At 64.0% G+C, this 16,449-nt stretch carries 24 protein-coding genes; 23 read left to right on the top strand and 1 reads right to left on the bottom strand.

Annotated elements, in window-relative coordinates; genetic code table 11:
* The 22 genes from JHD62_RS18670 to JHD62_RS18565 all read left to right on the top strand — a co-directional run.
* Positions 1–1,566, top strand: a 1,566-nt coding sequence (locus tag JHD62_RS18670) for a phage terminase large subunit family protein (RefSeq protein ID WP_199104166.1), incomplete at its 5' end; no start/stop codon positions are given.
* A gap of 1 nt (position 1,567) precedes the next feature.
* On the top strand, positions 1,568–1,777 hold the full coding sequence (locus tag JHD62_RS18665) for a phage head-tail joining protein (protein ID WP_199104165.1): 210 nt from the start codon (positions 1,568–1,570) through the stop codon (positions 1,775–1,777).
* A 2-nt stretch (positions 1,778–1,779) separates the two neighbouring features.
* The gene (locus JHD62_RS18660) at positions 1,780–3,240 is read left to right on the top strand and encodes a phage portal protein (protein ID WP_199104164.1); all 1,461 of its coding nucleotides are present in this window, start codon (positions 1,780–1,782) and stop codon (positions 3,238–3,240) included.
* Positions 3,237–4,346, top strand: coding sequence for a head maturation protease, ClpP-related (locus tag JHD62_RS18655; protein ID WP_199104163.1), 1,110 nt, complete (start codon positions 3,237–3,239; stop codon positions 4,344–4,346). Before JHD62_RS18660 ends, JHD62_RS18655 begins: the two co-directional genes overlap by 4 nt.
* A 5-nt stretch (positions 4,347–4,351) precedes the next feature.
* On the top strand, positions 4,352–4,696 hold the full coding sequence (locus JHD62_RS18650) for a head decoration protein (protein WP_199104162.1): 345 nt from the start codon (positions 4,352–4,354) through the stop codon (positions 4,694–4,696).
* 62 nt (positions 4,697–4,758) lie between these two features.
* Positions 4,759–5,748, top strand: a complete 990-nt coding sequence (locus tag JHD62_RS18645; protein WP_199104161.1) for a major capsid protein — start codon at positions 4,759–4,761, stop codon at positions 5,746–5,748.
* Complete coding sequence (locus JHD62_RS18640; RefSeq protein ID WP_199104160.1) at positions 5,748–6,092, top strand: hypothetical protein; 345 nt, start codon at positions 5,748–5,750, stop codon at positions 6,090–6,092. The genes JHD62_RS18645 and JHD62_RS18640 overlap by 1 nt, the downstream gene beginning before the upstream one ends.
* A gap of 15 nt (positions 6,093–6,107) precedes the next feature.
* Positions 6,108–6,683 (top strand): hypothetical protein, encoded by a 576-nt coding sequence (locus tag JHD62_RS18635; protein WP_199104159.1) that lies wholly within the window; start codon positions 6,108–6,110, stop codon positions 6,681–6,683.
* 3 nt (positions 6,684–6,686) lie between these two features.
* Positions 6,687–7,166: a hypothetical protein gene (locus JHD62_RS18630; protein WP_199104158.1), complete on the top strand. Its 480-nt coding sequence runs from the start codon at positions 6,687–6,689 to the stop codon at positions 7,164–7,166.
* A complete protein-coding gene (locus JHD62_RS18625; protein WP_199104157.1) occupies positions 7,156–7,794 on the top strand; it encodes a phage baseplate assembly protein V in 639 nt (212 codons plus the stop codon). Before JHD62_RS18630 ends, JHD62_RS18625 begins: the two co-directional genes overlap by 11 nt.
* Positions 7,795–7,941: 147 nt before the next feature.
* Positions 7,942–8,145, top strand: coding sequence for a type II toxin-antitoxin system VapB family antitoxin (locus tag JHD62_RS18620; protein ID WP_199104156.1), 204 nt, complete (start codon positions 7,942–7,944; stop codon positions 8,143–8,145).
* Positions 8,142–8,525, top strand: coding sequence for a type II toxin-antitoxin system VapC family toxin (locus JHD62_RS18615; RefSeq protein ID WP_199104155.1), 384 nt, complete (start codon positions 8,142–8,144; stop codon positions 8,523–8,525). Before JHD62_RS18620 ends, JHD62_RS18615 begins: the two co-directional genes overlap by 4 nt.
* Before the next feature lie 72 nt (positions 8,526–8,597).
* Complete coding sequence (locus tag JHD62_RS18610) at positions 8,598–8,789, top strand: hypothetical protein (protein ID WP_199104154.1); 192 nt, start codon at positions 8,598–8,600, stop codon at positions 8,787–8,789.
* Positions 8,790–8,792: 3 nt separating this feature from the next.
* Entirely contained in the window at positions 8,793–9,125 is a 333-nt protein-coding gene (locus JHD62_RS18605) for a GPW/gp25 family protein (RefSeq protein ID WP_199104153.1), read from the top strand.
* Positions 9,122–9,988, top strand: coding sequence for a baseplate J/gp47 family protein (locus JHD62_RS18600; RefSeq protein ID WP_199104152.1), 867 nt, complete (start codon positions 9,122–9,124; stop codon positions 9,986–9,988). The genes JHD62_RS18605 and JHD62_RS18600 overlap by 4 nt, the downstream gene beginning before the upstream one ends.
* On the top strand, positions 9,985–10,545 hold the full coding sequence (locus JHD62_RS18595) for a phage tail protein I (protein ID WP_199104151.1): 561 nt from the start codon (positions 9,985–9,987) through the stop codon (positions 10,543–10,545). Before JHD62_RS18600 ends, JHD62_RS18595 begins: the two co-directional genes overlap by 4 nt.
* Positions 10,546–10,554: 9 nt before the next feature.
* Positions 10,555–11,025, top strand: coding sequence for a hypothetical protein (locus tag JHD62_RS18590; RefSeq protein ID WP_199104150.1), 471 nt, complete (start codon positions 10,555–10,557; stop codon positions 11,023–11,025).
* Positions 11,026–11,034: 9 nt separating this feature from the next.
* The gene (locus JHD62_RS18585) at positions 11,035–11,850 is read left to right on the top strand and encodes a hypothetical protein (RefSeq protein WP_199104149.1); all 816 of its coding nucleotides are present in this window, start codon (positions 11,035–11,037) and stop codon (positions 11,848–11,850) included.
* A complete protein-coding gene (locus JHD62_RS18580) occupies positions 11,847–12,341 on the top strand; it encodes a phage tail assembly chaperone (protein WP_199104148.1) in 495 nt (164 codons plus the stop codon). Before JHD62_RS18585 ends, JHD62_RS18580 begins: the two co-directional genes overlap by 4 nt.
* A gap of 57 nt (positions 12,342–12,398) precedes the next feature.
* Positions 12,399–13,580 (top strand): phage tail sheath family protein, encoded by a 1,182-nt coding sequence (locus JHD62_RS18575; RefSeq protein WP_199104147.1) that lies wholly within the window; start codon positions 12,399–12,401, stop codon positions 13,578–13,580.
* A gap of 17 nt (positions 13,581–13,597) precedes the next feature.
* Positions 13,598–14,101: a phage major tail tube protein gene (locus tag JHD62_RS18570; protein WP_199104146.1), complete on the top strand. Its 504-nt coding sequence runs from the start codon at positions 13,598–13,600 to the stop codon at positions 14,099–14,101.
* Positions 14,102–14,151: 50 nt separating this feature from the next.
* Entirely contained in the window at positions 14,152–14,457 is a 306-nt protein-coding gene (locus JHD62_RS18565; protein WP_199104145.1) for a phage tail assembly protein, read from the top strand.
* An 82-nt stretch (positions 14,458–14,539) separates the two neighbouring features.
* Here JHD62_RS18565 and JHD62_RS18560 read toward each other — a convergent pair whose 3' ends face one another.
* Complete coding sequence (locus JHD62_RS18560; RefSeq protein ID WP_199104144.1) at positions 14,540–14,734, bottom strand: hypothetical protein; 195 nt, start codon at positions 14,732–14,734, stop codon at positions 14,540–14,542.
* A 58-nt stretch (positions 14,735–14,792) separates the two neighbouring features.
* Between JHD62_RS18560 and JHD62_RS23090 the strand changes: the two genes are divergently transcribed.
* Positions 14,793–16,449 (top strand): phage tail tape measure protein (locus JHD62_RS23090; protein WP_199104143.1); only part of this gene is annotated, 1,657 nt, incomplete at its 3' end.

Below are 16,449 nucleotides of genomic sequence, written 5' to 3'. Positions count from 1 at the left end.
GTGCCGGAACTGCGCGCCCGCGTTGCCGAGCCGCGCTCGCGCGACAGCCGCAACACCATGGATACCAAGCAATACCCCGGTGGCTCGCTGTTCATCACCACTGCCGGTAGTGCTGCCAACTTGGCCGAAGTCTCCATCCGCTACCTCTACGGCGACGAACTGGACCGCTGGGAGGGCAACGTCGGTGGCGAGGGCGACCCGGTAGTACTGGCCGAAGCCCGTACTACTACCTTTGGCCGCAATGCCAAGATTTACTACTCCAGCTCGCCCACCATCGAAGGCGGCAGCCGCATCCACAGCCTGTACCAGGAGGGCGATCAGCAGCACTACCACGTCCCCTGTCCGGACTGCGGCGAGTACCAGGTACTGCAATTCGAACAACTGCGCTGGTGCGAAACCACCCGCGAGGCCAGCTACATCTGCCCGCACTGTGGCGTACACCTGGCGGAAAGCAGCAAGGCCAGCATGCTGGAGCAGGGCGAATGGCGTGCGACCGGCCAAGGCGATGGCGAAACCGTCTCCTTCCACATCAGTGCGCTGTACATGCCGCTCGGCTGGCTGTCCTGGGCCGGGCTGCTCAAAGAGTACGACAAGGCCAGCAAAGCCCTGGCCGCAGGCGACACCGAACCCATGCAAGTGTTCTACAACACCCGTCTGGCCAAGGTGTGGGACAACGCCCAGGAACGCACCAAGGCCAGCGAACTGTCCAGCCGGGCCGAAAACTACGCCCTGCGCAGCATCCCGCTGGGCGTGCTGATGCTTACTGCCGCGGTCGATACCCAGGCCAACCGGCTGGAACTGCTGATCAAAGGCTGGGGCATCGGCCTGGAAAACTGGGTGATCGACCGGCAAGTCATCATGGGCGACCCCGCCCACGACAACACCTGGGCCGCGCTTGACGAAGCGCTCAAGAGCGAATTCATCCACCCGCACGGCCAGCGCATGCGCATTGCCGCCGTCGGCGTGGACTCCGGTGGCAGCCATGCCCAAGAGGTCTACCAGTTCTGCCGCGTCCGGCGCTGGCGCAACATCTTCGCCGTCAAAGGGGCCAACAAACCGGGCCGCCCGGTAATTGCCAGTGTCGCCTCCAAAGTCGATGTCACCTGGCAGGGCGTGACAGAAAAGGGCGGTTGCGAGCTATGGATCATCGGCACCGACACCGCTAAGGACTGGATTTACAACCGCTTCAAGTTCATTGACGGGCCGGGTGCCCAGCACTTCAGCAAGGATCTGGACGATGACTTCTACGAACAACTTACCTCTGAGCGCAAGCTGCTGCGCTACGTCAAAGGGCGCAAGGTGGAACAGTGGACCAAGCCCAAATCCGCCCGTAATGAAATGCTCGACCTCAGCGTCTACAACCTGGCCATGGCCCACTACATGGGCCTGCACAAATACCAGCAGGCCGACTGGGAGCGGCTGGTCCAGCGCTACGCCCAGGCCGGGCTGTTCGACACCCCTCCGCCAGGCAACCCCGACACAAGCCCCGCTACTGGGGGGCTTGTGGCATCACCCCCCTCCCGACCGCGCCGCCGTGCGCAATCGGGTTATCTGAAGCGACGCTGACATGGCATTCACCCACCAACAACTGGCCGCCGTCGAAGAAGCCCTGGCCAAGGGCGAACGCGTGGTGCAGTTTCAGGAGCGGCGTGTCGAATACCGCAGCGTGGCCGAGCTCAGCCAGCTGCGCGACACCATCCTGGCCGACCTCAAACAGCAGGCCGGGCAGGGCGGACAACGCCTGGTGCGGCTGTATCACGCAGGCAAGGGAATCTGACCATGCGCTATCCCACCCTCAGCGGCCGCGGCTTCCTGCTGCCCCAGCGCCTGTCCAACAGCTACGACGGGGCCGGACAGGGCCGCCGTGCTGCCAACTGGCAAGTCGGCAATAGCGGCCCCGTCACCAGCAGCCTGGCCGGGCTGCAAACCCTGCGTAACCGCAGCCGCCACGCGGTGCGTAACGACCCCTACGCCAGCGGCGTCATCGACAAACTGGTGGCCAACCACATCGGCACCGGCATCGTGCCCAAATCGCAGCACCCGGATGCAACCCTGCGCGCCGCCATCCAGACCCTGTGGCAAGACTGGACCGAAGAAAGCGACGCCGATGGCCAGCTGGACTTCTACGGCCAGCAAGCCCTGGCTGCCCGCGCCCTGTTTGAAAGTGGCGAATGCCTGGTGCGCTTGCGCCCCCGGCCGCTGTCGCAAGGCCTGGCCGTCCCGCTACAGCTGCAACTGCTGGAACCGGAACTGCTGCCGCATGACAAAAACGGCCAGGCCGCCAATGGCAATCTCATCCGCCAGGGCATCGAATTCAACCGTGCCGGGCAACGTGCCGCCTACTGGATGTATCCGCGCCACCCCGGCGAGCAACTGGGCGATGGCAGCTATAACAGCCCGCAGCGGCTGGCGGCCGAGCAGATCCTGCATCTGTACGAACCGCTACGCCCCGGCCAGTTGCGTGGCGTGCCGCATCTGTCCGCCGTACTGCTGCGCCTGAAAACCCTGGACGAATTCGACGACGCCGTACTGTTCCGTCAGGAAGTAGCCAACCTGTTTGCCGGATTCATCCGCAAGAAACCGCAAGGCCCCAGCTACCCGCATGAAGGCGGCATGGCACCCGCAGAGCCGGACTTCCAGCCCATGGTCGGGCTGGAGCCCGGCACCATGCAGGAACTGGGGCCGGACGAAGACGTCCAGTTCAGCGACCCGCCTGACGCAGGCAACAACTACGACGAATTCATGCGCCAGCAACTGTCTGCCATTGCCGTCGGAGCCGGGCTGCCGTTTGAAGTCCTGTCCGGCGACCTGCGCGAGCTGAACGACCGCATCCTGCGCGTCATTCTCAACGAATTCCGCCGCCGGGTGGAACAACGCCAGTACGCCATCTTTGTCCAGCAATTCTGCCGCCGGGTGCGTCATGCCTGGCTGGACATGGCCGTGCTGTCTGGCGCTCTGGTGCTGCCAGGCTACGCGCGCAACCCGCGCCCTTACCGGCGCGACCGCTGGGTGCCGCAAGGTTGGGCCTACATCCACCCGGTGCAGGACGTCCAGGCCGACCAACTGGCAGTACGCGCCGGGTTTGCCAGCCGCACCGGCGTCATCCTCAAGCGCGGCGACGACCCGGAAACCATCGACCAGGAAGCCCGGCAAGACCAGGACCGCGCCGCCGCGCTCGGCCTGCGCTTTGACAGCGACATCGCCGCCGCACAGCACAACCCCATCGAGGAGCAAGCATGAAATGCCACCCCACCCTGTGGAATATGGCCGCCGCAGCCAGCCCGCCAGCTGCTGACGGCAGCTGGTACCGTCTGCACAACCAGGCAGGTCAGCCGCTGGAAATCACTCTCTACGACGGCATCGGCAACTGGGGCATCCGCGCTTCGGATTTCCTGCAAGAACTCAAAGCCGCCGACGACGGCCAACGCGCCATCATCGTCGCCATCAACAGCCTGGGCGGCGATGTGTTCGACGGCATCGCCATCCATAACGCCCTGCGCCGCCTGGGCAATCGCGTCACCGTGCGCATCGACAGCGTGGCCGCCAGCATCGCCAGCGTCATCGCTGCCGGTGGGGCCCGGGTCGTGATGCCCGCCAACGCCATGCTGATGCTGCACAACCCCTGGACCGTAGCCGGTGGCGAGGCGGAAGAACTGCGCCAGGTGGCGGACATGATGGACAAATCCAAAGCCAGCCTGATTGCCTGCTACCAGGCCAAGGCCCCCACGCTGGACAGCGCCACCCTCAGCCAGATGATGGACGACACCACCTGGCTCAGTGCGCAGGAGGCACTGGCTCTGGGACTGGTGGACGAAGTACGCGAACAGGTCACGCTGCAAGCCAGTGCCAGCCTGCTGGCCGGGCTGGCTCGTCTGAAAAACGCCCCCGCGCACTGGCTGGCCGCCCTGCACACCCCGCCCATCGATGCTCCGCCAGTCCGCCAGCCGGACCCGCCACCCGCCGCCGATCCGCGCGTGCTGGCCCGGCTGGCCGCACGACTGTGTGCCGAGGCCGGGCTGTCGGCCAGCGCGGTGGACCATGTGCTCCGTCACAGCGCCCTGCAGGACGAAGCCGCCATCCAGGGCAGGGTGCAGCAACTGCTGGAAATCCGTGACCTGTGCCAACTGGCCAAGCTGCCGGAACTGCAAGACAGCCTGATGGCCAGCGGGCTGGATACCCAGGCGGTGCGCAGCCGCCTGTTCGACCGCCTGGTCCAGCAGGCCGGGCAGGAGCTGGACAACGTCCCGCCCGAACCATCGGCCACACCGCAAGCCACTGGCCCCAGCGCCCGCAACATCTACGCCCGACGACAACAGCGCCCGGCAGGGCAAACCGCAGAAAGGTAAGCAGCATGCAAAACATTCGTATCCAGGGGCCGCGCACAGCGGCCTTTTTGCTGTCGGTCGGCAATGCCGGTATCAGCATGGACACCATCACCCTGGCCGCCGGAGCAGCGCTGCTCCCCGGCCAGCTGCTGGCGCAAAACAGCAAAACCAAACAGTACGACAAATACGACCCGGCCAGCGCAGACTACAAAAAAGCCGTTGCCGTGCTGTATGCACCGCAGCCCGAACGCCTGCAGCCGGAAAGCGTGGCCGCCGTCACCCGGCTGGCCGAAGTCCACGGCGGGCAGCTGCTCGGCCTGGACGATGCCGCCCGCGCCAGCCTTGCGGGCCAGTTCATCATCGTGCGCTGAGGCGCAACACTGTTTAACCACCCCGGCCCCGCCCAGTGCGGGGCTTCTTGTTGGAGCCTGCCATGGCCAGTATCGACATCTTCAACGACGACGCTTTTTCCATGTCGTCGCTCACCCTTGCCATCAACGACCTGCCGCACACCCCGTCGCGGCTGGCCAATCTGGGCCTGTTCCACGAAGAAGGCATCCAGACCCTCACCGTGCAGATCGAAAAAGACGGCGACACCCTCGCCCTGGTAGCGGCCGGAGAACGCGGCGCACCCGGTCAGGTGGTAATCGGCAGCCCACGCAAAATGCTGCCGTTCAATACCATCCACCTGCCGCAACGCTCCACCATCAAGGCCGACGAAGTGCAAAGCCTGCGCCAGTTCGGCAGCGAAACCGAACTGGAATCGGTGCAAACCATGGTCAGCAAGCGTCAGGGCAAACACCGCCGCCAACTGGACCTCACCATCGAATTCCACCGCATCGGTGCCATCAAGGGCCAGATCCTCGATGCCGACGGCGCCACCGTGCTGGCCGACATGTACCAGTCCTTCGGTATCAAGCAGCAAACCATTGCCATGGACCTGGCCAAGGACGGCCTGCGGCTCAAATGCCTGGACATCCACGAAGCCATCGAAGACGCGCTGGGTGCCATTCCGCACAGCGGTGTACGCACCTTCTGCGGCCGTACCTTCTGGGCAAAACTGATGGGCAACAAGGCGTTTTCCGATCTGTACCGCGATGCCGCTCTCGCCGCCGCCCTGCGTGGCGACCCGCGCGAGGCTGTCGAATTCGGCGGCATCGTGTGGGAGCGCTATCGCGGCAAGGTCGGCTCTGCCGCCTTTGTCGGCGACGACGAAGCCTATGCGGTACCGGAAGGCGTGCCGGAACTGTTCATCACCCGCTTTGCCCCGGCCGACCACATGGAAACCGTCAACACCAACGGCCTGCCGTACTACACCAGTCAGGAGCGCATGCAGCACGGCAAGGGCGTGGAAATCGAATCCCAGTCCAACCCGCTCAACCTGTGCACCCGTCCCGGTGCCGTCATCAAGCTCACCAGCTGATGTTCCGCCAACTCACTGCCCGGCTGGACGCCGCCGTGTTCGCCACCCTCAGCGACCGCGCCTGGCTGGGCAGCCAGCTGTTGCCCGGCATGTTTTCCGCCCCGTGGCTGGCCCCGGCACTGGGTCAGCTGAAAACCGCCATCCGCGAACCGCACTACATCGTGCGCGATGCCGAGGCCAGCCGGGTGGGCGAGGGCGACATCCTGCGGGTGGACGGGCAGGGCGAATACATCATCCTGCGCCTGCAGCCGGACGGCTCCGGGCTTACCGCCCTCATCCTGCGCGGCAAGGGCGACCCCGACTGCCCGGATGGCCAGGCCGCGCTGGCCGCCCGTTTGCCATGAATTCAGGAGCACAGCATGCTCAGGCTCAAAGCCGAACTCGACGTCAGCCGCCTGCACGATCTGGCAGGCATCCTGTCCGCCCATGCCATCAGCGAAGCCTGGCGGCGCACCCTGCGCAAAACCGGCAACTGGATCAAAACCCACGTCGCCCGCCAGCTGGCCGGGGCCAGCAAGGTGCCGCAACGGGTGATCAAGCAGCGCATCTACTTCTTCCTGCGCTCCCAGCGCGAAGGCAAGGTATGGCTGGGGCTCAACCCGCTGGCCGCGCGCCGTCTGGGCCGGGCCCGGCAAACCGCCAAAGGGGTGACGGTGGGCCGTCATCGCTTTCCCGGAGCCTGGACCATGCGCTATCGCGACCCGCTGGGCGTCTATCGCCGCACCGGCAACTATCGCAGCGTCAAACGGCTCATCGTCACCGACAGCAAGGAGCGCTGGGTCAAACAGCGGCGCGAAGCCTACGAAGAAGTGATGGTGCCGTGGGACGCAGTGGCCGAAAGGGTTTTCCGCCAGGTCGCCGCGCAAGCCGAACAACGCCTGCTCACCATCCTCGAGCAGGAACTGCGCTGGGAACTGCGCAAGGCCGGAGCATGAACCATGATCAAGACCCTGCAAGACGCCATCTGCCAGCAGCTGCGCCAGGCCCTGCCCGGTGTGGTGGTGGCCTTCTATCCCCGGCTGGAAGAAGACATCCCGCACCTGCCGCTGCTGGCGCTGGAAATTGCCGAATTTGAACCGGGCGACGATGCTGGCATCCACCAGCTGGCCCTGTGCCCGGTGCTGCAAGCCCGGCTGGTGCTGGACCCGACCCAGCCGGAGGCTGAAGCCGACATGCCGCACATGGCCGCGCGCGTGGCACTGGAAATCCACCGCGCCACCAACTTTGGCCTGCCCGTCACTCCGGCGCGCATCCGCCAGATTGGCCCGGACGACTTCAAGCCACAGCTGGATGGCTATCTGGTGTGGCTGATCGAATGGGTGCACCAGCTGGACGCAGGCGTGGAAGCCGACCTCACCCTGAGCCAGGCCGAACAAGACTGGATGTTCACACCACCAGGGGCGGGCAATGCACTTTGAACTGTCCGAACTGGACCGCCAGCTGGCCAGCCTCATCATCCCCGGCAGCGTCAGCGCCGTGCAGCTCAAACCACCGCGGGTACGGGTGCAGTCCGGTGAATGGGAATCCGACTGGCAGCCCTGGCTTGCCGTCGCAGCCGGGCAGGCCCGCCACTGGCGCGCGCCCAGCATTGGCGAGCAGGCCGTGCTGATCAATCCCAGTGGCGACCCGGCCCAGGGCTTTGCCCTGGTCGGCTTTTACACCGACCAGTTCGACGGCGACGGCCGGGCCGATGTCATCGGCTGGCACATGCCGGACGGTGCTGTGCTGGAATACAACCACGCCAGCGGCAGCCTGCTGGTGGATGGTGTCAGCAGCGTGCAGGTGCAGGCCGCCCAGCAGGTAACAGTCCGCAGCACGCGCATAACCCTGGATGCAGACGATGTGGTGGTCACGCAAAACCTCACCGTCGGTGCAGCCATCAACCATCTGGCCAAGGGCGGAGCCAAGGCCAGCTTCGGCGGTGCCATTGCCGCCAAAGGGGAGATCCACTCCGAGGCTGATGTCAGTGCCGGGAAAATCAGCCTGCAAGGCCACGGCCATATGGAACAGGGCGACGGAGCCAGAACGGGGGATGCTGTCAGCTAAGTCAGGGAAGATGGGCTATCAGGTTCCCGGATAACAGGTCCATGTTATCGGCTGTAAATATCCTGTTCACAGGACCGGCCATTGCCTGTTGCATTCATGATGCTATGATTGATGTGAATTGGTATCTTTTTTGATGCGGGAGGCAAGATGAGAACCACAGTCACCATCGACGACGACCTGTACCAGCAAGCTCTGGAAGTGGCAGACCCAGCCATGGACAAGGCAGACCTGTTTCGGGAAGCCATGAAAACCTTTGTCAGGGTTCAGGCGGCCAAACGCTTGGCCGCCTTGGGTGGCAGCCTGCCGGACATGGCTGATATTCCACGCCAGCGTGAGAACGTTGCGGAATGAACGGCGTATTGGTCGATACCTCGGTATGGGTAGCGCACTTCCGGGTGCGTAATGAAGAGTTGCTGCGCCTGTTGAATCAGGATCAGGTGCTCACTCACCCCATGGTGGTGGCTGAACTGGCCTGTGGAACGCCCCCGGCACCGCGGACACAAACCCTGCATGCCTTGAACCTGTTGCGCCAAACCCAGCAAGCCAGCCTGCGTGAGGTCATGACATTCATCGAAACGGAAAAGCTCTATGGTTTGGGCTGCGGACTGGTCGATCTGGTCTTGCTGGCCTCGACATTGATCAGCCCGGGGACTCGTTTGTGGACCCTGGACAAGCGCCTCTCCATGCTGGCTGCCCGTTTCGACGTGCAACACCAAACCCTTATGCATTAAACCCTGCGGCCTCGTGCCGCCTCTTGCCAAACAACCCGCCCCGAGCGGGTTTTTTTACGTCCGGAGCCACCCATGAGCAAAAGCAAAACCAGTGACAGCCCGGCCAGCGGGCCGCTCACCTTTCACGACAGTCAGTGGAAAAGCCGCACCCTCATCACCCCGCAAGGCGTGGTATTGCAGGTGCAGGACGGCCAGCTCACCACCGACGACCCGGCCTGCATCCAGTATCTGCAACAACACCCGGACTTCACCCCGCAGGAGTAAATCATGGCGCTCACCGGCATGAATCGTCACACCGGCAAGCCGCTGTCCGGCCTGGCCCATGTACGCCAGTCGGTGGCCGACATTCTCAGCACGGTACCGCTGGGCCGCCGCATGCGGCCGGAGTACGGCAGCCAGCTGCCACGCATGGTGGACATGCCCGGCCATGCAGGCTGGGTGGCTGCCGTACAAGCCGAAGCCGCGCGGGTACTGGCGCGCTGGGAGCCACGCATTGCCCTCAAGCGGGTGCGGTTGGTGTCGCTGCTGGATGGCCGCTACGGCTTCATCGTTGAATGCAAATACCTGGGCGAGGCCCGCGTGCTGGAGATTGAAGCATGATTGACCTCACCACCTTGCCCTTGCCCGCAGTATTGGAGCCACTGGATTTCGAGGCTATTTATGCCGCCAAGCTGGCGCGCTTCCGCCTGCTGTATCCCGACTTCAGCGCGGTGCTGGAATCCGACCCGGCCATCAAGCTGCTGGAACTGGCCGCCTACGACGAACTGGTGTGCCGCGCCCGCATCAACGATGCCGCCCGGTCCTGCTTCCTGGCCTATGCCGAGAAAGAAGATCTGGACAACAAGGCCGCCGACTACAACGTCAGCCGCCTGCTGCTGGACCCCGGCGACCCGGACGCCATTCCGCCGCGCGAACCGGTATGGGAAGACGACGAACGCTTGCGCTACCGCTGCCAGCTGGCACTGGAAGGCCTGTCGGTGGCCGGTAGCCGTCAGGCTTATCTGTTCCACACACTCAGTGCCAGCGCCAGCATCCTGCATGCCGATATCGACAGCGTGCAGGGTGGAGAAGTCCGCGTCTGGCTGCTGGGGCAGTCGCCGGACGGTGCGGTCGATCCGTTGGTCGTCGAGCAAGTCCGCCAGGCGCTGAGTGCGGAAACCGTGCGGCCACTGTGTGACCAGGTACAGGTGCTGCAGGCCAGGCCTTTGCCCTTCACCATCGACGCCCGTATCAGCTGGCAGGAGGGGGGCGAGCAGATCAGCGGCGGGCTGCCAGCCGCCCGGCAGCGCGTGGCCAGCATGCTGGCCAGTCGGCGGCAAATCCGCGCCAGTGTGCCGCGCTCCGCCATCGACGCCGCGCTGCATGTGCCCGGGGTGGAGCGGGTCACGCTGCTGCAACCGGCACAGGATGTGCTGTGCGGGCCAGGCCAGTTTCCCCACTGTCAGGAGGTCAAGCTGCAATGAGACGTTTGCTGCCGCCCAATCACACCGTGCTGGAAGCTGCGCTGGCCGATGCTGCCACCTTGCAATGCCCGGCCGATGTCCTGCGCAGTCTTGGCAACAGCCAGCACTGTCCTCCGGCCTTGCTGCCCTGGCTGGCCTGGGAGCGCTCGGTCGAGCAATTCGATGCTGCGGCCACCGTGGAAAAACAGCGGGCGCTGATTCAGGCATCGCTGACCGTGCACAAACACAAGGGCACCGTGGCGGCCGTGCGCGATGTGTTCCGCATCCTTGGTCTGGGAGAAGTGCAGATCGAGGAGGGGCGGGGCGGGCTGCGGCGCGATGGCACGCGGCGGCGCAGTGACTATTACCTGCGTGGTGAGCGCAGCAGCTACTGGGCCAGCTACCGCGTACTGTGCGGCAGCCTGCTCACCATCGAACAGGCGGGCATTGCCCGGCGGCTGCTGGCCGATATCGCCCCGGTGCGCTGCCAGCTGCACAGCCTGGATTTCACCCGTGCAGCCCTGGTGCGCAATGGCTACGGCAGGCGCAACGGGCATTACACCCGCGGCCGGATATAAGGAAACATAATGGGAAACCTGATCGATCACCCTCAATGGCAAGCGGTACCACACTTCGAGGCCGACGCCGTACTCACCGGTGGCCCGGACTGCCCGGACAACATCCCCATCCAGGCCCTGGCCAACCGTACGGCCTTTCTCAGGCAGCAACTGGAACAGGCCAACAGCACGCTGGAGCACACTGCCAGCATCGACTACGTCAAGCAGGCCATCGCCAATGTGCTCAACGGCGCACCCGGCGCGCTGGATACGCTGAAAGAACTGGCCGACGCGCTGGGCAATGATGCCAACTTCGCCACCACCATCACCAAGGCCCTGGCAGGCAAGGCGGCGAAAGCCACCACCCTGGCAGGCTATGGCATTACCGATGCCGCCAGCAGCCATGAACTGGCGCAGGCGCTGCTTACCCTGTTGCCCCGGGGCGAGTTTGCCAGCCAGTGGGACAGCCGCCTGGCCCAGCGCATGACCTTCCAGTACTGAGGTCACGCCATGCCCAAAACCTATCTCGACGGCCGGGAAATCAAGCGCTGGTGGCTGGACGGCCGCGAAGTCAGCCGCAGCTATCTGGACGGCCGCCTGGTGTTCCAGAAAGAAACCGTCATCCGCATCAGCGCCCACGACCATGGCGTCACAGCGCAGTCCGTGCTTAACCGTATTCAGAATGCCTATGGCGGCGCACCGCCAGCCGGGGCCAGTATCCGCTTTGTCATTGAATCCGGCATTCAGCTGGTAGCCGCCAATGTCGGCGAATGTTTCCGCCTGGATGGCAGTTGGTGGAACGGTGTGTTTGCCAGCTGCCAGCTCATCATCGAAAACCACGGCTTCATTCTGGGTCGGGGTGGCCAGGGTGGCAATTGTGGACCCGGCTGGCATGAACCCGGACAAGCCGGTGGCACCGCCATCGCCAGTCAGGGCGTGCCACTGTTGATTGCCAACTACGGCGTGATTGGCGGCGGTGGTGGCGGTTCTGCGGCCACTGGCTGGTACGACGGCGGCAGTGGCAACTACAACTCCACCGGTGGTGGTGGCGCACCGTTTGGCCCCGGTGGGCCCGTCAATAACGGTACGGATTACCGATGGTGGGGATCAGCCGCCAGCTTCGACATCCCCGGCCGCAGTGGTGCAGGCCCCGGTGGCAATGTGCCGGGCGGGAGCTGGGGCGAAAAAGGCGGCGATGGTGTTTACAAACATGCCGGAGGACGACGCGATGTAGTCACCGGCAGCGCAGCCGGGGCCGCCGTCATCTGCAATCACGCCGCCTTTGGCTGGATCAACCGCGGCGACATTCGAGGAAACGCACCATGAACAGCCTGATCTTTGACGGCCACATCACCCGCCTGCAACGCGACGGCGACACCTTCCACACCAAACAACAGCCGGTACTCACCCCACGCTCGGCCAGCGAGGACGGCACCCAACAGGGCGTGCCGCTGCGCATCCGCTACCTGCCTGCTGTCCCGGCCGACAAGTCGGTGCTGGAGCTGGATGATGCCGACTACACCTGGCAGCTGACTGCCCAGCAATGTGCCGAGCTGGACAGCTTCATTTCCGACTTCGACCCGGCCAATGCCATCGCCTGGCCAGCGCCGTTACCACCAGATGAACAGGAAAGACTGACTCGCGCCGAACGTGACCGCCGCCTGCTGGCCACCGACTACCTGCTGATGCCGGACTACCCGATCAGCGCGGCCGACCTGGACGCGGTGAAGACCTACCGCCAGCAGCTGCGGGATTTGAGCAATGCGCCAGACTGGCCACAGATTGAATGGCCCGCGCTGATGCTGTCAGGCCTCTGAGCCAACCCCATCCCACACCCGCCATGGCGGGTTTTTTTGTGCCCGAAGGAAAACACCATGCCCAAACCCGACCTGTACCACGGCGTCACCGTCACCCTGGTGGACAGCGGCCCGCGTACCATCGCCTTGCCGTCTTCGTCCATCATCGGCCTGGTCGACACTTTCACTCCCGGCCCCGGTTTGGCCACCGCCAACCAGCCGGTCAAGATCACCTCGCTACGTGAAGGCGCAGCTGCCTTTGGCGAGCACAGCCCCTTGTTCCGCCAGCTCAAAACCATCTATGCCAAAACCACGGCCGCCATTGTCGCTGTCGGCGTGGATGGCAAGGGCAGCGAGGCGGAACAGATCAGTGCGGTCATTGGCGGTGAAACCGCCACCGCCGCCCGCACCGGCTTGCAAGCCTTGCTCAACGGCAAGTCGGAATTCGGCCTGCACCCCCGCCTGTTGGTGGCACCGGGACACTCGGCCAGACAGCCGGTGGCCGCGGCCATGGACAGTCTGGCGGGCAAGCTGCGCGCCATTGCCATCATCGACGGCCCGGACAGCACCGACGATGCTGCCATCAAATACGCCGCCAACTTCGGTAGCAAACGGCTGTACATGGTGGACGCCGGTGGCATCAAGGTGTGGGACAGCCAGCAGAACAAGGAAAACCTGTTGCCAGCTTCCGCCGCGACTGCCGGACTGTTTGCCGCCAAGGACGGCCAGCAGGGGAGTGATAACGGCGGCTTCTGGTGCAGCCCGTCCAATAGCGAATTTGCCGAGGTGCTGGGTACCGGCCGTGCGGTGGAATACCTGTATGGCGACCCCACCTGCCGCGCCAACCTGCTAAACCGCGCCTGCATCGCCACCATCATCCGCGAAGGCGGTTTCCGCCTGTGGGGCAACCGCACCCTGTCGGCCGACCCGAAATGGTCTTTCGTCACCCGGGTACGCACCTGCGACATGGTGATGGACGCCATTCTGGCCGGTCACCAGTGGGCGGTGGACCGTGGCATCACCAAAACCTATGTCAAGGACGTGTCGGACGGGCTGGACGGCTTCATGCGCGACCTCAAGTCCGCCGGGGCCGTCATCAACTTCGAAGTATTTCCCGACCCGCTACTCAATACCGCCACCCAGCTGGAAGAGGGCAAGGTGTACTGGCGCGTGCGCTTTACCGACGTGCCCCCGGCTGAAAACCCCAACTTCCTGGTGGAAGTCACCAACCAGTGGATCAGCGAAGTGCTGGCCGCCTGAGCCGCAAAGGAAAAATCATGGTTCCGCAAACCCTCACCAACATGAACCTGTTTGTCGGCGGCAGCAGCTATGCAGGCATGGCCTCCCAGCTGCAACTGCCCAAACTCAAGCGCAAGACCGAAGCCCACCGCGGTGGCGGCATGGACGCCGAAATCGACATGGCCGTGGGCATGGAAAAAATGGAAGCCGGGTTCACCCTCACCGGCATCGACCGGCAGTCGCTGGGCTACTTCGGTATTGCCGACGGCAGCGCCTTCAATGGCAACTTCCGTGGTGCATTCACCGACCGCAAGGGCAAGGTGGCCAAGGCCATTGCCACCTTCCGTGGCCTGCTCACCGAAGTGGACATGGGCAACTGGGAAGCAGGCAAGAAAAACGAAACCAAGTACACCCTGACCCCGGACTACTACAAGCTGGAAGTGGACGGAGCCGTGGTGTTCGAACTGGACCCGGTCAACTGCATCCGCATCATCAACGGCCGGGACGAACTGGCTGCCGAGCGTGACGCGCTGGGCATCTGATCAACCGTTAGCGCCTGGCCGTTTCCGGACGGCCAGCACAGGAGCACACCATGCAGGACACCATCACCCTGGCCAAACCCATCAGTCTCAACGGCATTACCGTCAATCAGGTCACCTTGCGCGAACCAACGGTGGGCGACCACCTGGCCGCCCGCAAAATGGCAAGCGGCGATGACGAACAGTTCGAACTGCACATGCTGGCCAACCTGGTCGGGGCCAGCCCGCAAGACCTGCACCAGCTTACCCTGCGGGACTACAAGCAGCTGCAGAAAGCCTATCTTCGGCTGTCTGCAGGCGCAGAACCTGCCGACAGCCAGCAGCCCGCTGTGGTGGCAGATCGCCCGTTACCTGGCTGAACGCTATCACTGGCCCCCGGCTGCCATCCATGCGCTGCCGGTTTCCGAACTGACGCTGTGGCTGCAACAGGACGGAGCCTGATCAACCCAGGCGGCGCAGTACGTCCACCAGCACTCCCAGGCAGGCAATCCCCACCAGCACCAGTAGCACCGCAGCCATCCCGCCGACCAGCAGGTTGGCCCAGCTCCAGCCGCTGGCATGCACCTTCCACATCCCGCCCGCCAGCAGGATGCCAAGCGCTGCCAGCCAGCCCACCACCTCAGCAAACAGTTTCACGATCGGGAGTCCTCACATGGCAAAGGAAATTGCAGTTGGTATTGTAATCGGCGGTGCAGTGTCCGCGACCCTAGGCCAGGCTGTCGGAAAGACCAGTCAGTCCCTTGCCGTCCTGCAAAAAAGCCTGGCCGATAGCAGCGGCATCCGCAATCTGATTGGCGAAACCCAGCGCCTGCAGCGTGAAATGGCCGAGGCAGACAAGGCCGGGCGACGGTTGGGGCTGGAAAGCGTGCGCCAGCTGCGCGGCGAAGTGGGCAAACTGGAAACCGACTGGAAAAACGCCACCCGCGAGGTGGCGAATATGGCAGGTCAACTGGCACAGGCCAAGTCCGCCGGTCAGTCCGGCCTGCTGCCCGCACTGGAACAGGAATACCAGGTGCTGCGTCAGGCCGCCCGCCAGACGGCAGAATTGTCCACCCAGCGCCGTCAGGCCTGGCAACAAGCCAAGGCAGGCGGCCAGGCCTCGGCAGAAGAAATACGTACACTCAAGCAGCAAGCCGATGCTGCCCGGCTGGCCAGCAAGGAAAGCCGCCAGCTGCTGCAGGCCAAGCGCCAACAGCGCGACGCCGCCCGGCAAGCCATGGATACGGAACACGCACTCAGCCAGGCCTTCAACAAGGCGCGTGACGCTGCCAGCCAGGCCAAGCGGGCATTCGAGGACAAGCGCCGCAGTCTGCACGACACCCGCAACAGCCTCAACAGTACCGCCGTGGTGATTGGCAGCACCGTCTCCCAGACCGTACGTCTCGGTGACGCCATCCGTCAGACCGCCACCGTCGGCTCCACCATGCGCCAGTCGCTGGACCTCAACATCGGCAAGCTGCGCGCCATGGGCGTGGAAGTGGGCAATCTGGACAAGGCCCTGCATCATCTGCAGCAAAAAGAAAAGGGCATGCAGTGGCAGCAGCATGGCCTGGGGCAGATCCAGAGCGGCCTGGCCATGGGCAAACAAGCCGGTGCCATGATGATTGGTGCCAGCGTGCTGCCCACTACCAGCGCAGCCAGCTATCAGTCTGTCATTCGCGATATCGCCATCAAGGACGGCATTGCCGGTACCGTCAAAGAACAGGAGATGAAAGAACAGCTTGTCGGCTCGGCCAAGCAAAGTGGCATGAACGTCAACGACATGGCCCAGGGCATCAACATGCTGGTGGAAAAGGGCATGAAGGTGGACGAAGCGCTCAAGCTGGGACCGCTGCTCAGCAAGTTTACCGTTGGTCAGAACGCCCAGTCCGCCGACGTGGCCAGCATGATGTATTCGATTTACAAGACTGCCGGGGTCAAGGACGAACAGGGCATGCAGCAGGCCATGGAAACCATTGCTTTCCATGGCAAGGATGGCAGCTTCGAGGCCAAGGACATGGCCAAGGCCTTTCCGGAGCTGCTGGCGCAAATGGCCAACAAGGGGATTGTCGGCCAGAACGCCGTCAACGAATTGGCCGCCATGCTGCAGGTGCAAATGCAGGTGACGGCCAGCCCGGAAACTGCCGCCAACAATCTGCAGAACTGGATGGCCAAGATAGGTTCGCCCGAAACCGTCGCCTCTTACGAGAAAGCCGGACTCAATTACAAGAAGTCGACCGAGAACTTCATCAAGGCAGGCCATTCTCCACTGGAGGCCACCATGCAGGTGGCCAAGCAATGGATCGAGCGCAGCGACCCCGAACAAGCCAAGCGCATGCAGGAACAAGCAGCGCAACTGGCCGGTGTGGAAG

This window comes from Aquitalea sp. ASV11 (assembly GCF_016429185.1).
Classification (GTDB): Bacteria; Pseudomonadota; Gammaproteobacteria; order Burkholderiales; family Chromobacteriaceae; genus Aquitalea; species Aquitalea pelogenes.
The sequence above is the reverse complement of the archived record's forward strand: the minus strand, read 5'-3'. Positions and strand labels throughout refer to the sequence as shown.

What these genes read in the sequence shown, in the direction of transcription:
- JHD62_RS18665 (WP_199104165.1), top strand. Translation starts at nt 1,568, where the DNA reads ATGGCATTCACCCACCAACAACTGGCCGCCGTCGAAGAAGCCCTGGCC.
- JHD62_RS18660 (WP_199104164.1), top strand. Translation starts at nt 1,780, where the DNA reads ATGCGCTATCCCACCCTCAGCGGCCGCGGCTTCCTGCTGCCCCAGCGC.
- JHD62_RS18655 (WP_199104163.1), top strand. Translation starts at nt 3,237, where the DNA reads ATGAAATGCCACCCCACCCTGTGGAATATGGCCGCCGCAGCCAGCCCG.
- JHD62_RS18650 (WP_199104162.1), top strand. Translation starts at nt 4,352, where the DNA reads ATGCAAAACATTCGTATCCAGGGGCCGCGCACAGCGGCCTTTTTGCTG.
- JHD62_RS18645 (WP_199104161.1), top strand. Translation starts at nt 4,759, where the DNA reads ATGGCCAGTATCGACATCTTCAACGACGACGCTTTTTCCATGTCGTCG.
- JHD62_RS18640 (WP_199104160.1), top strand. Translation starts at nt 5,748, where the DNA reads ATGTTCCGCCAACTCACTGCCCGGCTGGACGCCGCCGTGTTCGCCACC.
- JHD62_RS18635 (WP_199104159.1), top strand. Translation starts at nt 6,108, where the DNA reads ATGCTCAGGCTCAAAGCCGAACTCGACGTCAGCCGCCTGCACGATCTG.
- JHD62_RS18630 (WP_199104158.1), top strand. Translation starts at nt 6,687, where the DNA reads ATGATCAAGACCCTGCAAGACGCCATCTGCCAGCAGCTGCGCCAGGCC.
- JHD62_RS18625 (WP_199104157.1), top strand. Translation starts at nt 7,156, where the DNA reads ATGCACTTTGAACTGTCCGAACTGGACCGCCAGCTGGCCAGCCTCATC.
- JHD62_RS18620 (WP_199104156.1), top strand. Translation starts at nt 7,942, where the DNA reads ATGAGAACCACAGTCACCATCGACGACGACCTGTACCAGCAAGCTCTG.
- JHD62_RS18615 (WP_199104155.1), top strand. Translation starts at nt 8,142, where the DNA reads ATGAACGGCGTATTGGTCGATACCTCGGTATGGGTAGCGCACTTCCGG.
- JHD62_RS18610 (WP_199104154.1), top strand. Translation starts at nt 8,598, where the DNA reads ATGAGCAAAAGCAAAACCAGTGACAGCCCGGCCAGCGGGCCGCTCACC.
- JHD62_RS18605 (WP_199104153.1), top strand. Translation starts at nt 8,793, where the DNA reads ATGGCGCTCACCGGCATGAATCGTCACACCGGCAAGCCGCTGTCCGGC.
- JHD62_RS18600 (WP_199104152.1), top strand. Translation starts at nt 9,122, where the DNA reads ATGATTGACCTCACCACCTTGCCCTTGCCCGCAGTATTGGAGCCACTG.
- JHD62_RS18595 (WP_199104151.1), top strand. Translation starts at nt 9,985, where the DNA reads ATGAGACGTTTGCTGCCGCCCAATCACACCGTGCTGGAAGCTGCGCTG.
- JHD62_RS18590 (WP_199104150.1), top strand. Translation starts at nt 10,555, where the DNA reads ATGGGAAACCTGATCGATCACCCTCAATGGCAAGCGGTACCACACTTC.
- JHD62_RS18585 (WP_199104149.1), top strand. Translation starts at nt 11,035, where the DNA reads ATGCCCAAAACCTATCTCGACGGCCGGGAAATCAAGCGCTGGTGGCTG.
- JHD62_RS18580 (WP_199104148.1), top strand. Translation starts at nt 11,847, where the DNA reads ATGAACAGCCTGATCTTTGACGGCCACATCACCCGCCTGCAACGCGAC.
- JHD62_RS18575 (WP_199104147.1), top strand. Translation starts at nt 12,399, where the DNA reads ATGCCCAAACCCGACCTGTACCACGGCGTCACCGTCACCCTGGTGGAC.
- JHD62_RS18570 (WP_199104146.1), top strand. Translation starts at nt 13,598, where the DNA reads ATGGTTCCGCAAACCCTCACCAACATGAACCTGTTTGTCGGCGGCAGC.
- JHD62_RS18565 (WP_199104145.1), top strand. Translation starts at nt 14,152, where the DNA reads ATGCAGGACACCATCACCCTGGCCAAACCCATCAGTCTCAACGGCATT.